Here is a 15047-nt window from a genome sequence, read left to right on the forward strand (position 1 = left end):
GCTTGGTTTCAGGTCAATGACAGCCATAACGCTTTTCGATTTAATTCAAAGCACAGTTTTAGCAACTGTAAACTGGGCGAAATAAAACAATAAAACCAATATTGACCTTAAGGATTACGAGAATGGCACATCAATTTACCGTCAATGCCACAATTCATGGCGTTTCACTTGAAGATTTTAAACGACTAGCCGCAGATATCAGCTTGCATGAAGCGGTGTGCAAACGCATACCGGGTGAAAATCTAGAAATTTTAGAATCAAAAAAAACAGGTGATATGTATACCTTAAAACGTGCCTATAACTTGGATGTAAATATTCCAGATATTGCCAAGAAGTTTTTAAAAGATGCGTTTCGTCTGAAACGTACGGATATTAGTAATTTGGCGGCATTAACCTCTGACGTCAAACTAGATCCGAACCTACCGCTCGAAGCCAGTTGTAAACGAAGTGTCAGTGGTGATGCAACACAAGTGAGTTTCAATTTGGACTGGACGGTGAAAGTCAAAGTTCCACTGATTGGTGGATTACTTGAAAAACATGCAGAAGGTGAAATTCGTCGTTTTAGTCAGCTTGAGATTGAAATTGTAGAAGATGAATTGCGTAAAAATTTAAAAGCCTGAATTGATTTGAAAGTGATTTAAAAAAAGCGGTCATTGACCGCTTTTTTTATTATTTTAATGAGATGTTTTTTCAAAACGTTGACGATAAAGCATCGCAGTAAAGAAGGTCACCAAACAGACAGTCCATATATAATACATAGCGCCAATGTTGCTGTATAAACTCAACCATTGAACCAATGGCAAAGTGATACTACCCGCGATGGCATAGGCCAAATTGTATGAAAATGAAATGCCCGAGAAACGAATCTGTGCAGGGAACATTTTCACCATACTATAAGACACCATACCAACTGTACCTGATGCCAAACCGAGCAACATATAGAGCGCAAACACGGTCGATGCTGCCACATGGCCCAAGCTGTTATAGAACACGCCCGCAATTATCGCGACAAGGAGGGAACCGAACAGCATCACTTTGCCCGCACTGAAGCGATCTGCCAAAAGACCTGCCAAGATACAACCGACCATTTGCATCACAATAGCGGCACTTTGCATTTTAAAGGCATCGGCCCGTTCAAAACCAAAGGCGCCCGTGAGTAAATTTGGCATCGCTAAAATCAGCACAACCACACAGCCGGTTAAGAACCATGTAAACAGCATACCAATCACAACGCCTGTTTTGTGCTGTTGCAGTACTTGTTTCACAGGAAGCTCTTTAGCCAATTGTTTCTTTTCTTGCATAGCTTTAAATACAGGCGTTTCTTTTAAATAACTGCGGAGATAGAGCGCTACAAAACCAAAGATTCCGCCTAGAATAAATGGAATCCGCCATGCCCAATCATGGATTTCTGCCTCTGTAAATTGTAATGAAATAAACAAAGACATCAGTGCGCCCAATAGGATACCTAAAGATAAGCCAGCAGTGAGTAAGCCATTGGCGATACCAATTTTTTGCTCAGGCACATGCTCTGAAACAAAAGTCCATGCAGCAGGGATTTCACCACCAATCGCGATGCCTTGAATCACACGCATCAGTAGGAGCAAAAGTGGTGCTGCATAGCCAATACTTTCAAAAGTTGGCATCACACCAATCATCAGTGTAGGCAGAGCCATGAGTAAAATAGACAAACTAAATAAACGCTTACGACCAATCAAATCGCCAAAATGCGCCATTACGACACCACCCAATGGGCGGAAAAAATATCCTGCTGCAAAAATACCGTAGGTATTCAACATCGCCCAAAATGGACTGAGGCCAGTGGGGAAAAACAGTTCCGAAATAATTTTGGCGTAAAACACATAAATGACAAAGTCATAAAACTCAAGTGCGCCACCGAGGGATGACAGTCCGAGGGTGCGTTTATCTTGACGAGTCAGGCGTGGCTGAGCTTCCATGCAAATATTTTCCAGCAGCAAATAGCATTTGAGGATTTTAGTGATTCAAATTTTTATTGAATAATCAAACTTTTTTGCCTTATTAAAAACTTATAGTTATGAAAATATTATTAATTAAGAACAAAATAATATAGATAAAGTCGCATTAACTTAAAGAATGATTGGTAATAGATAATGGCGTACTTTGATGTATAAATGATAAATATCAATAGCATAGGGTGGTGTGATCTGTCATTTTACTTTGTGCTCTATATAAACCACAAAAGATTCAAAGCCATAGCATGCTGTTGTTTTATACTCAGAACCGATAATAATGCATATTGCATGGTTGTTTTTTTTTAAATAACTGATATTACGCAGTAACATCAGAAGCGTTATTTGATTCAAATGAAAGAATGATACGCGGTAACGTCATCAGCAAGTGTTTGATACAGGACTCCTTCTAATCAAAAATGTTTTTGCGATACTTTGAATAATTTGATACTAGTGAACGAGTTTTGCGGTGAGGAGCATTGCTCCGCAAGATAGTTTCCTTGCGAAGCTTCGCTTCTCATTTTGCCGAAACAAAAGTACCTCCAGCCGAAGGCTAATCCCTTTATTTAAATCCTAGATGTAAGACTCCGTCGAATAAACTTAAATATCATTTTAAAAATGCGTAATTACTTTTACGTGCGTAACATCAGTTAAATAATTTAAGCTTGCTAGACTTAAAAAAAGGATAAATACATGAGTTATGTTGCTGCTGTTGCACAGCGTGGTGAAGCAATTTTGACGCTAACTGCCGCAGAGGTACAAGCATCTGAAATAGGTTCTGCATGGTTAACTGCACTAAGTGAAACACTGCATGCCACTATGCTTGAGTGTCAAGGCGTAGGCATTGCCGCGCCGCAAATTTATGTTTCAAAGCGGGTGATTATCGTGGCTTCACGTGCAAATTTACGCTATCCCGATGCGCCTGAAATGGAGGCGATCGTGATGGTCAATCCAGTGATTACATCACGATCGACAAAGACTGTATTGGGTGAAGAAAGCTGCTTAAGTGTGCCGAATGCACGAGGACAAGTCCCGAGAGCCGAGCAAATTCACGTGCGATATTTGACCCTTCAAGGTGAAGTCAAAGAGAAAACCCTGAATGGCTTTCCTGCACGGATCGTACAACATGAGGTCGATCATCTGAACGGGATCTTATTCACCGAGCGTTTAGAATAATAAACTGTACTATTTCAAAAAGATAAAAGTGACCAATTGAGCTAAAAAAAATAGCGGAAAAGTAATTTGAATAGTGGTGTAAGTGAAGTTTAAAGGCTTCAAAGGTTGCACTTTTAACTGTGAAAATAGGCTTTCTTTTTGAAGTTAAAACCTTGTATAACTAGCGAAATAATAAAATAAAAAAGAAGATTAATGGGGAAAAATTGGGGCAATGCTGTCTGTACGAAATGGGGCGTACAATGGCGTAAATTGAAGCATCTTTTGTTTGAGTCAGACTATCTCATCATCAATTGGTCTGACTACGATAAAGGGCGTTTACTTCTCATCTTTGGCATGCTGAGTCAAGTTAGCGTGTTGAAGTGGTGCATCATGAATTTTTATTATTCGACCAATCGGATTTGGTTTAATCCGAGTGAACTCAAGTTCAGGATCATGGTCGCTTGTATAGTCCTACTCAGTTATGGCGTATTGGCAGTACTCAGTCTTTATTTCAAAAAATATTTAAATTTTAGACTGTTTTTTAGCTATTTTGCGCCCGTCCTGTTTGGGATCGGCATGATCTATGGTGGCTATATGATCGGGATCTATAGTCCTGCCACTATGGCGGGGACGGTCAATCTGCTGATGGTCGGTTTGGTTTTTTATCGTCCTGCAATTATGCTCAGTATTACATTTCCGATCACACTGTTTATTGGCTACATTTGCTATCAAACTTCGATTGACCATCTAGAATATGCACCGATTTTCAGCCCAGCTTTAAAACAGAGTGAGTTTTACGACAATGCCTTTTGGCTGATGAGTATGGCGGAGTTGTATTTACCTATATTGATCGTCAGTGCAGTATTTTTTCAGATTTTGCTTTTACAGTGGCGACACCGTGAACAAAAGATGGAAGTCCTCAGCCGTGTCGATGGGCTGACCAATGTGTTTAACCGACGTTATGTTAGTCATGAACTTGATACACTCAGCAAACAGACACAGCCTGAATTTGCAGTGGTTTTACTTGATCTCGACCATTTTAAACTGATCAATGACCAATATGGACATGATGCAGGAGATGCCGTTTTACAACGTGTTGCTCAAATTTTAAATGATAATACCCGTGTACAAGATGTGGTTGGACGTTATGGCGGTGAAGAATTTATTTTAATTTTAAAAAATCAGAGTTTAGAGCAGGCGATAGAGGTCGCTGAACGCTGTCGATTGGCCATTTCTGAAGCTGAAACTATGATAGCCAACCATCAAATGTTGAAGATTAGTGCAAGTTTCGGTGTAGCAACTGCGATTGAGGGGACACCGTCTGCTGTGGTCACGCGTATGGCCGATCAAGCGCTGTATATGGCAAAGCAACAAGGTCGTAACCAAGTGCGTAGCTTTCGTGAGTTAAACTTTGCAGAAGATTAAATAATTTAAACGATAGTTATGCAGCAATTACAATTTCAGCTCGGATTAGCGCAGCTCGACTTTCAGACCGAGCAAAAGAATATTCATTTTGATCATGGCTTAGCGGCTTTGGTGCAAAAATGTGTCCGACATCAGCGCTTCGATGCTTTAGCGATTGAATATTTGATCTATGAAATTGAAGAAATTTTAGAACGATTACAGCTTGATTATCAGACGCAGCGCTATGCTCAGTCGAATGACACGATGCTACATATATTGGCGCAGACCTTTTTTGAACATGCGTCCTGCATTGACCGACAAAGCTTAGAACATGGCTTTAATGAAATGATTGAACATACCGAATATTATCAAAATCTATTTGGTGAGCAGGCAATCATTCAACTCAGTTATTTCGTTTTTATTCGAGAAATGATGCACCATTTGAATATACAGCACATACAGGTTTTAGCTCAGAACACGGCTTCACCATAAGGACTTATACAGAGGCAGCTCAATTTGTTATAAATAGAAAAGCACACAACAAAAAATAGCCCTTATGAAAACGCCTGTTCCAGATTATTTACAGCATGTCCTCAATGCCTGCGATGCCAATCAGCACGGAGCTTTGGCAGATTATATTCCTGAGTTAGCTAACGCCAATCCAAATAGACTGGCTTTGGCACTGTCTACCGTAGATGGCACGATTTATTCCACGGGTGATGACGAAGTCGAGTTCACCATACAGTCGATGTCTAAACCTTTTGCTTATGCCTTAGCGATTCGTCATCTTGGCTTAGACAGCGTTTTACAAAAAGTTGGTGTCGAGCCATCGGGAGAGGCATTCAATCAAATTGCGCTCGATCCACAAAGCAATACCCCGAAAAACCCGATGATCAATTCGGGGGCAATCACCACACATTCACTATTACCGCATGACGAACACAGCACTCGAGCTGAAATGCTCCGTGAATTTTTAAGTGAACTGGCAGGGCGTGAGCTGAGTTTTGATGAAGCGGTTTACCAGTCTGAAGTGAAGACAGCTTTTCGAAATTTGTCGATCGGTTACATGCTGCGGACAGTCGGTGTCCTTGAAGAAGACCCTGAAAATGTGGTGAATGGTTACATTCGTCAGTGTGCAATATTAGTGATGGTTAAAGATTTGGCAAAAATGGCCAGTGTGCTTGCCAATGGTGGCGTGCAAGCAGCCACAGGTAAACGGTTGCTATCACGTTCGGTGGTGCGCCAAGTGTTGAGTGTGATGATGACTTGTGGCATGTATGATGCTGCGGGTGATTGGCTGACAACGGTCGGTATTCCTGCCAAAAGCGGTGTGGCCGGTGGCATCATGGGGGCTTTGCCAGGGCAGGTTGGGCTAGCGGTCTTTAGTCCGAAACTCGATACACATGGGAATAGTGTTCGAGGCGTCGAAATATTTGAACGACTGTCTAAGGACATGGGACTACATGTGATGGAGGGAACACCTTCAGCGCAAACGATCGTCCAAAGTCGCTATAGCTGCGGCCGTGATCATTCGGTGATGGTGTATGAACTGCGCGGCGTATTGCAATTTACAGAGTCGGAAATGTTGCTGCGAATATTAGAGGATGAACCTGTTGAGAATAACCATATCGTTTTAGATCTGACCAATATTTCTTTGATACACGATGTTGGTGTCCGAATGCTCTTTGAAGGTGTAGATCGTTTATTTGCGGATGGTCGTCGCGTGGCAGTGATCGACTCTGAGCATCTCTTGGAACAAAGTCGAAGTCATGCAGGACATGAGGTGGTGGTTCGGGAAGAGTTGAGTCAATATTTACAACGGTTTGATGGTTAATTGATAAAAATCCATTGTTGATTCATACAAGGTGCTCATAAGTTTAGTGCTTAGATCGGCTATAATTTTCTTTTTGCGTTAAATTTGCTTATGTCTTTTGAGTTAAAAGTCAGTTTACTCCCGAGTGCTGAAGCTTTATCCCCACAGCATAAAAAGCTGAACAAACTGATTGAGCAAATCGAACAGCAAAAACAAGACTTACAGCTTTGGCAAAACGCCAAAAGTGAAATTCAAAGTTATATCCAACTGAAACTTGTGCCGATTTATCGTGATTTGCATGCGGTGTACTACCGTCAGCTTGCACAACTTTGGCAGCATCTACAGCAAGAAGACTTTGCAAAAGCAGATTTAGCACAGCTTGATGTGAAGCTTGCGAAACTGTCTAAGCAGCTGAAAAAATCCAACTATTTAAATACGGCCGAACTGGAAAAAGTTGCAGAGGTGGATGCTTTTTATCAGCAGCATCATGCGCATAATCAAAAGCCAAATAAAAAAGCTAAGTTAGCGCAAGCTGAACAGAGCAAAGTAGAAGGTCAAGTTGATATAGAACAAGAAACGACAGAAGAATATGAGTCTTATGAAGCGTGGGACAGCGAACAATATCAACGTAAGAAAGAAGATCATCAGCGTAAACGACTTGCGCAAAAACGTGAGCAAGCTGAAAAGTTAGTGAACCAATCACTAAAAACTGTGTATTTAAAAATCACTGCCATGATTCACCCAGACCGTGAGCCTGATGAATCAAAAAAAGCAGAAAAAACCGAGTTGCTGCAAGTGGTGAACCAAGCCCATGAAGCACTGGATTTGTTTTATTTACTGAAACTGCAATTACAGCTAGAAACCAATAAAGGCAAAAGCCCTAAAGCTTTAACGGATGAACATTTAAAGTTTTATAAAATGGCGCTTGAGGCACAAAGCCAACGCCTTGCAAGTCAGATAGATGACATCACGGATAGCTTTCACTGGAGTGAAAAGCCGAAGCCGAAAAATATGCAGGTAAAAGATGTTTATAAGGTGATTGATGGCGATGTTTCAGTGTTGAAAGAACAAGTGAAGTGGGAAAAAGAACGGCTGAAATATATGGAGAAGGTGAAGGGGGTGGAAGTGTTGTTGGGGAATGGGGTGCTTTAGATTTTGCTTTTCTACCTCTCCCATTGGGATGAGAAGCACTGCTTCGCAAGGGGGTGAGGGTTGAAGTTATAATCAAAAATATTTAAAAGCACCTCTCCCTAGCCCTCTCCTAAAAGGAGAGGTAACGTTATCTATCGAATAGTTTTTGAAATTCACAATGGAAATTCTCTTTCCCTTATGGGAGAGGGCTGAGGTGAGGGTTTTAAGCAACAGCTTAAAGCTGAAATATGGGAAAAGAGAGTGGGTTGGGGGTGTTGTTGGAGAATAGAGCTTTGTAATTGAATAACGTTATATTAATATGGCTAAAAATTAGTAAAATTTTAAATGGTATTTTCTTTTGAAATTTTGGGGTAGAAAAGGAGTTCAATGGTTAGTTTACAAAAGGTAGCTTTTGAAAAAGTTCTTCAATTAGCATTCAAATACCCTTGGTTACAGCCAAAAACTGAAGCATTGAGTACATTATTGTTTGAAGATTGTGAAACTGAAGCTCAAACACAAGTAGTGATTGATATTTTAGCTGAACTAAAATATATAACGATGCACGAATATAATGAATGTGTTTGTAATTTAGCTCTAGATATTGCTACATCTCATCTAGATCCGGAAAAATCTTTTATCGTGGCAATGTCAGCAGATTCCACTGCTGACAGTGGTCAAAGTGTAATCTACGATTTAAAACTAGAATTGTCCAAACTAGAATGGACAGGTTATAGATCAGTAAATAGATATGATCAAGCACATAAAGTATATAAAGAATTTAAAAAAAGCAAAGGTGAACAAATAGTTGATTTAGTATTAATTGATAATTTTGTAGGAAGTGGCAGAACTGTAATTAATCGTGTTAAAAGAATTAAACAAATATTTGAAGACTCAGGTTTTCCTCTTCCTAATATATACGTGAAAGTCCTAATATCGACAGTTGGTGGAAGCCAGAGAATCATTAGTGAAAAGATCAATTTTGAATATTACTACTCGGTAAATGATAAAATTTTAGAAAAAATTTATGAGCCTCATCAAGTCGAAATGAAAAAAGAATTAATGAGGAGCTTAGAATCAAAGCTAGCTCCATTTTATAATGATAGACCATTACCTAGTCTAGGTTATGATGAGTCACAAGTTGCAATTTCAATCGAAAATAAAAACACACCAAATAATGTATTTCCAATCTTTTGGTGGAAATATTATTCAGATCAACGAATTAGAAACGTTATATTACATCGGGCTATGGATGATGCATGATGAAAAAAAATATATATTTAAAAAATGAGTTATTAAAAATTTTATTAGCTTCATCAAATCATACCTTACAAGCATTTACTCTGAATAAAAGATTGGGACTAGCATCTAATGTTTTTTTTGATTTGATATTTGAACTGGAGAAGGAAGGATTAATACATATTGATGGGGTGTTTATCAAATTACTTGAACAAGGCATTGTATATATATTGTCAATAATGAATGTTGAGAAAAAAAATAAAAGTAAGATACCAAATAGATTTTTATCTGATAGTACATTGAAAATTAATGAATTTTATATTCCAAAGAGGAGTTTACTTTAGTGTATAGTCGGTTATACTTATTGAGCCTGTAAGGATTAGTATTTTGAAGCGAGTCGCTTCTAATGTTAACGGGTCTTTGACCTATACTCTCTATTAAATCAAAGATTTAATAGAGAGGGGGCGAACAGCTGCTGCTGATTCGCGTAAGAAAATAAGATTTCTTTTGATTGCTATCAAAATAAACTTCTTTTCTTACATAGCAAGTAATTTAAGGTAATCCTTACAGGTCTATTATGACAAAACATATTGCTAAAAATTGGACTAAATATTTTGAAGATATTGGTCTTAAAGATGAATATATAGAAGAATATTCAGAAGTAATAAAAAAACTGGTAGGGAATAATGTACCTGTTATTTTTGAAATAGAACATTTATCTAAATTGGTTGGGATAAATGTTTCTACTCTGTATTCAATGATTTTTTCAACTGAAAAATTTTATAGATCATTTGATATTCTTCAAAAAAATGGAGAAAATCGTCGTATTACCACACCTTTTAAATCATTAAAGAAAGTCCAAAAATGGATATACCAAAGTATATTGAAGCAAGGTTATATTCATAAGTCTGCTCATGGTTTCGTTGAAAAAAAATCCATTATTACTAATGCTAGTGTTCATAAAAGTTCCAAGGTGTTTTTACAGTTAGATATTCGAAAATTCTTTCCCTCTATTCCTTTAAGTTGGGTAATTAATTATTTTCATAAATTGGGATATTCAAAAAAATTATCTTTTTATTTGGCTAAGTTGTGTTGCTATAAGGAGAGTTTGGCACAGGGAGCTCCTACAAGCCCAGCATTATCAAACTTAATTTTCTTTGGTCTTGATAAAAAATTAAACAATTACGCCATTAAAAATAATATTCTCTATACTAGATATGCAGATGATATGGTTTTTTCAGGTACGGAAATTTCTTTAAATTTTAAGAACTTCTGTATTTTTTTAATAAAAAAATATGGTTTTAAAGTTAATTCAGAAAAGACAAGGTTAAAAATTAATGTTAATCAGAATATTATAACTGGAGTACAAATTAAAAATAATAATATTTTTGCACCTAAAAAATATAAAAGAGAGTTAATTCAAGACTTATATTATATTAAAAAATTTGGACTAATTTCTCATGTTTCAAAAAAAAGAATCAAAGACCCTAATTACGTATATTCTTTATTGGGAAAAATAAATTTTGTACTTAGTATTGAACCTGAAAATTTAGAATTTATAAACTATAAGAATATATTAAAAAATATCATCGAATAAAAAATCCCCTCACGAAGAGGGGATTTTTTTGAACCAAACTAACAACACATTAAAGCGCTGCAATTTGCTCCATATTCGCTTTAATCTTCGCTAACTGATCAGCAAATTCAGCAAGTTTTACTTTCTCGCCTTCAACCACAGCCGCAGGCGCTTTCGCGACAAAACCTTCATTGCCAAGTTTAGTCGCAATTTGGTCATGCTGTTTTTGAACCTTGTCTAAGTCTTTCTGTAAACGACCTAATTCCGCTTTAGGGTCAATTAAACCCTTCATTGGAACGTAAACAGATACGTGACCTACAACAGAAGAAGAAGACAATGGCGGTTGTTCACCGTCAGCAAGGAAAGTAATGCTTTCAACTTTAGCCAATGCTTTGAACAACGGTTCAATACGTGCGATTTGTGCTTTTTCAGCATCAGTGGTGTTTTGAAGAAGTACAGGCAACAAACGCGCATTACCTAGACCCATTTCACCACGGATGTTACGTACCGCACCAATCAAACCTTGCAGCCATTGCATATCTGCTTCAGCTTGTTCGTTGATTTTCGCTTCATCTGCAACAGGGTACTGAGCCAACATGATTGTTTCGCCAGAAATGTTCAGTTTCGGCGCAAGCGTTTGCCAAATTTCTTCTGTAAGGTACGGCATCAATGGATGAGCCAAACGTAAAGACGCTTCCATTACTGCAAGCAATACACGACGAACTTCAGCTTTACGCTCAACTGATACGTTTTCATCATTTAGAACAGGCTTAGTCAGCTCTACATACCAGTCACAGTATTCATTCCAAATGAACTCGTAAATCGCTTGCGCAGCCAAGTCTAAACGGTAAGTCGCGAATGCTGTTTGCACCGCTTGTTCCGCTTTTTGCAGACGGCTCACGATCCATTGTTCAGGCAATTCCCAAAGGTCTTGACGAACTTCTTGACCAATCACTTGCTCTTCGCAGTTCATCATCACGAAACGGGTAGCGTTCCAGATTTTGTTGGCAAAGTTACGGTAACCTTCAACACGTTTCATGTCGAACTTAATGTCACGGCCAGTGTTCGCAAGCGCACAGAATGTGAAACGAACCGCATCAGTACCGTAAGACTGAATACCTTCAGGGAACTCTTTACGTGTTGATTTTTCAATCTTCGCTGCTTGTTTCGGGTTCATCAAACCTGTAGTACGTTTTTGTACTAAAGTTTCAAGATCCACACCGTCAATCAAATCTAATGGGTCAAGCACGTTACCCTTAGATTTAGACATTTTCTGACCTTCGCCATCACGAACCAAACCGTGAACGTACACAGTTTTGAACGGAACTTGCGGTGTGCCATCTTCATTTTTCATGAAGTGCATGGTCATCATGATCATGCGGGCAACCCAGAAGAAGATAATGTCAAAACCTGTTACCAGTACATCAGTCGGGTGGAACGTATTTAAGAAATAGTTTTCTTTATCTTTCGCAGCGTCGCCAGTCCAACCTAAAGTTGAGAATGTCCAAAGACCTGAAGAGAACCATGTATCCAATACGTCTTCGTCTTGATCTAAACGTACATCCGCAGGGATGTTGTTTTTCGCACGAACTTCTTCTTCAGAACGACCAACGTATACGTTGCCTTCAGCATCGTACCAAGCAGGGATACGGTGACCCCACCACAATTGACGAGAGATACACCAGTCTTGAATGTTGTTCATCCAAGCCATGTACATGTTGCTGTATTGCTCAGGTACAAATTTGATGTCGCCATCTTTAACCGCTTTAATTGCAGGCTCAGCAAGTGGTGCAATTTTTACGTACCATTGGTCTGTTAGAAGTGGCTCAACGATCACGCCTGAACGGTCACCACGAGGTGGCTTCAAGGTATATGGTTGAATTTGGTCTAACCAGCCTTCAGCTTCCGCTTGAGCAACCAATTTTTTACGTGCTTCAAAACGTTCTAAACCAATGTAGTCCGCAGGTGCAGGAATGGTTTTAGAAATTTGCTCGCCCGCTTTTGCGATGTATTCAAACTCAGCAAGAACTTCAGCATTTTTGTTGAAGATGTTGATGATTGGAAGTTCACAGCGTTTGCCCACTTCATAGTCATTGAAGTCGTGTGCAGGGGTGATTTTCACACAGCCTGTACCAAATTCTTTGTCTACATATTCGTCTTTTACGATAGGAACAGCACGGCCTGTAATTGGCAGGATAATGTTTTTACCTACAAGCGCCGCATAGCGTTCATCATCAAGCGCAACCGCAACTGCTGTATCGCCAAGCAATGTTTCAGGACGTGTTGTCGCCACAACAATGTGATCTTTACCATCGTGGGTGCGGATTGATTTGTCTTCAAAGAAATATTTGAAGTGCCAAAGTGAACCTGCTTCTTCTTTATCAGACTCAACTTCTAAGTCAGAAAGGGCAGTTTGTAGTTTAGGGTCCCAGTTGACTAGGCGTTTACCACGGTAAATTAAGCCTTCTTCATGCAGTTTTACAAACACTTCTTTTACCGCATTTGATAAACCTTCATCCATGGTGAAGCGTTCACGTGACCAGTCTACAGAAGAACCGAGGCGACGGATTTGACGGGTAATATTACCGCCAGATTGTTCTTTCCATTCCCACACTTTTTCGATGAACTTTTCACGGCCAAGGTCGTGACGGCTAATGCCTTCTGCGCCCAATTGACGTTCAACAACCATTTGCGTTGCGATACCTGCATGGTCGGTACCTGGCTGCCAAAGGGTGTTTTTGCCAGACATACGGTTATAACGAGTCAACGCATCCATAATGGCATTGTTGAAACCATGACCCATGTGCAAGCTACCAGTGACGTTTGGTGGCGGAATCATAATACAGAATGAATCACCTTTTTGAGATGGCTTGAAGTAGCCTCTCTCTTCCCAAGTCTTGTACCATTTTTTTTCGATCTCGGTCGGATCGTAGGTCGTAGCAATATTTTGCGCTGAATCAGTCATAGTCTAAACAGATCAAAAGTGGATAAAAAATTAGATCTATTGTAGCAAAAAAAATGGTGAATTAGGGATGTTGGGCGAATGTTAACTTTTAGGATTTGGCAGTAAATAAAAGAGTCCGTATGATAGGACCTAAGATAAGAAGTATCCATTGATCCCAAAACTAAGATAAAAGGAGCAATATCAAATGACTTATTCTATTTCTTTAAAGATTCAACCTACGACATATCAACGTTTTGAGACGATTCATCAAAAACTCAATGCAGCTGAAACAGAAAGTCAGTCCAAAGCCTTAGGGGATAATCTAGCGGATATTGCATGTGAAATTTTAGATCAAGTTTTTGGCCAAATGGCGCGCATGAATAAGTCTGGAGACAATGAATCCGAAAAAATTATTCAGCAAATACGTGAAACGACCCGTAAATATATGCCGTGGTCGGTGTCTTTTTTCAGCAATGACCGCCTTGTACCGATGGTAAATTATTTATATGGACGTTTTTACAGCGAAGATGGTCAGCATTATATGCATTATCCGATCGATGCCTCTTTAGCCACCGACTTGCTTGCCTATGTCAATCAAATGAAAGAAGGGCAGAATCAATATGTCCCACTCGCATTGAAGGCATTTACACAAGTGGTCGATGCCGGGGTGACGCATTTGGTGCGAGAACCAAAAAAAATGCTGAAATTTAATATGGTGGTGGATAAAACTTTAACCGGTGTCATCAATCTCACCACGCAACTCGGTTATAAACGTTTTGATAAACTCGGCAAAATTTATGATGCACAATCGATGAGTCAGTATTTTGACCATTTTATGGTGTTTTTGAACAATGAGCCTGTACTACGTAAAGCATAAAATACATATAAATGAATAAATTAGTTATTTAAAAGGATGTCAAAATGGCAAAACGAGATGATTTGAATGGAAAAGTGGTGTGGATTACTGGGGCATCTTCAGGTTTGGGAGAAGCTTTAGCAAAAGAATGTGCTTTGCAAGGGGCGCAGGTCATTTTGACCGCACGTCGTTTTGAAGAGTTGGAAAAAGTCCGGGTATCATTATTACATCCAGATAAGCATCTTTCAGTGTGTGCAGATATTACCAATGAAGAACAAGTTCGCCATGCTTATGAACAAGTCCTTGCGCATAAAGGTCGAATTGATTGGCTAATCAATAATGCGGGATTGAGTCAGCGTGCATTGATTACGGATACGACTATGCAAACTGAACGTGCCATCATGGAAGTAGATTATTTTTCGCAAGTCTATTTGACTAAAACCGTTTTACCGACTTTTTTAGCGCAAAAGTCGGGTCGAATTGCTTTTGTTTCAAGTGTTGCAGGCTTATTAGGGACACAGTACCGCGCGACCTATTCTGCTGCAAAAGCTGCCATTCATATGTGGGCAAACAGTCTACGTGCAGAAGTTGCGGATCAAGGGGTGGGCGTATCGGTGATATTCCCCGGATTTGTCAAAACCAATGTTTCATTTAATGCACTCAATGGTGCCGGCAAGCCACAAGGGCATCAGGATGAAGCCATTGAAAATGGTCTAGAAGCCAATGAGTTTGCCGAAACGGTGGTTCAATCTTTGCAACGTGGGGAAGAATACATCGTGGTGGGTGGTTCTAAAGAAAAGCTCGGTGTTTGGGTATCTCGATTATCACCGACAACGTTATATAAAATGATTCGTAAAACCAAAGTGAAGTAAATTTTATCAAGTTTAAATAGTTTAAAAGTCACTCTTAACAGTGACTTTTTTAATGAGTAACGAGATTATAAG

General features: G+C 39.2%; 13 protein-coding genes. 11 read left to right on the top strand and 2 right to left on the bottom strand.

Features of this window, described 5'->3' with window-relative positions:
- Nucleotides 1-122 precede the first annotated feature (122 nt).
- Nucleotides 123-620, top strand: coding sequence for a DUF2505 family protein (locus FTV27_RS00135; RefSeq protein WP_078192225.1), 498 nt, complete (start codon nucleotides 123-125; stop codon nucleotides 618-620).
- 54 nt (nucleotides 621-674) lie between these two features.
- Here FTV27_RS00135 and FTV27_RS00140 read toward each other — a convergent pair whose 3' ends face one another.
- A complete protein-coding gene (locus FTV27_RS00140; protein WP_180076713.1) occupies nucleotides 675-1955 on the bottom strand; it encodes an MFS transporter in 1281 nt (426 codons plus the stop codon).
- A 726-nt stretch (nucleotides 1956-2681) separates the two neighbouring features.
- On the opposite strand from FTV27_RS00140, the gene def reads away from it, so the two are divergent.
- The 8 genes from def to FTV27_RS00180 all read left to right on the top strand — a co-directional run bounded on the left by def (nucleotide 2682) and on the right by FTV27_RS00180 (nucleotide 10324).
- Nucleotides 2682-3164: a peptide deformylase gene (def, locus tag FTV27_RS00145; protein WP_180076714.1), complete on the top strand. Its 483-nt coding sequence runs from the start codon at nucleotides 2682-2684 to the stop codon at nucleotides 3162-3164.
- 192 nt (nucleotides 3165-3356) lie between these two features.
- Nucleotides 3357-4568: a GGDEF domain-containing protein gene (locus tag FTV27_RS00150; RefSeq protein ID WP_180076715.1), complete on the top strand. Its 1212-nt coding sequence runs from the start codon at nucleotides 3357-3359 to the stop codon at nucleotides 4566-4568.
- 18 nt (nucleotides 4569-4586) lie between these two features.
- Complete coding sequence (locus tag FTV27_RS00155; RefSeq protein WP_180076716.1) at nucleotides 4587-5039, top strand: hypothetical protein; 453 nt, start codon at nucleotides 4587-4589, stop codon at nucleotides 5037-5039.
- A 64-nt stretch (nucleotides 5040-5103) separates the two neighbouring features.
- Nucleotides 5104-6381, top strand: a complete 1278-nt coding sequence (locus FTV27_RS00160; RefSeq protein ID WP_180076717.1) for a glutaminase — start codon at nucleotides 5104-5106, stop codon at nucleotides 6379-6381.
- A gap of 90 nt (nucleotides 6382-6471) precedes the next feature.
- Nucleotides 6472-7512: a molecular chaperone DnaJ gene (locus FTV27_RS00165; protein ID WP_180076718.1), complete on the top strand. Its 1041-nt coding sequence runs from the start codon at nucleotides 6472-6474 to the stop codon at nucleotides 7510-7512.
- A 366-nt stretch (nucleotides 7513-7878) separates the two neighbouring features.
- A complete protein-coding gene (locus FTV27_RS00170; protein ID WP_180076719.1) occupies nucleotides 7879-8751 on the top strand; it encodes a hypothetical protein in 873 nt (290 codons plus the stop codon).
- Complete coding sequence (locus FTV27_RS00175) at nucleotides 8748-9071, top strand: hypothetical protein (protein ID WP_257227358.1); 324 nt, start codon at nucleotides 8748-8750, stop codon at nucleotides 9069-9071. Before FTV27_RS00170 ends, FTV27_RS00175 begins: the two co-directional genes overlap by 4 nt.
- Nucleotides 9072-9304: 233 nt before the next feature.
- Nucleotides 9305-10324 carry a reverse transcriptase domain-containing protein gene (locus FTV27_RS00180; protein WP_180076720.1) on the top strand — a complete coding sequence of 340 codons (1020 nt, stop codon included), beginning with the start codon at nucleotides 9305-9307 and terminating at the stop codon, nucleotides 10322-10324.
- A gap of 49 nt (nucleotides 10325-10373) precedes the next feature.
- Here the strand turns inward: FTV27_RS00180 and FTV27_RS00185 are convergent, their stop codons facing one another.
- Nucleotides 10374-13268 (bottom strand): valine--tRNA ligase, encoded by a 2895-nt coding sequence (locus FTV27_RS00185; RefSeq protein ID WP_180076721.1) that lies wholly within the window; start codon nucleotides 13266-13268, stop codon nucleotides 10374-10376.
- A gap of 184 nt (nucleotides 13269-13452) precedes the next feature.
- Here FTV27_RS00185 and FTV27_RS00190 point away from each other — a divergent pair, with 184 nt between their 5' ends.
- A complete protein-coding gene (locus tag FTV27_RS00190; protein ID WP_180076722.1) occupies nucleotides 13453-14124 on the top strand; it encodes a hypothetical protein in 672 nt (223 codons plus the stop codon).
- 44 nt (nucleotides 14125-14168) lie between these two features.
- Nucleotides 14169-14975 (top strand): SDR family oxidoreductase, encoded by an 807-nt coding sequence (locus tag FTV27_RS00195; RefSeq protein WP_180076723.1) that lies wholly within the window; start codon nucleotides 14169-14171, stop codon nucleotides 14973-14975.
- Nucleotides 14976-15047: the final 72 nt, after the last annotated feature.

It is taken from the genome of Acinetobacter sp. YH12251 (assembly GCF_013417465.1).
GTDB lineage: Bacteria > Pseudomonadota > Gammaproteobacteria > Pseudomonadales > Moraxellaceae > Acinetobacter > Acinetobacter amyesii.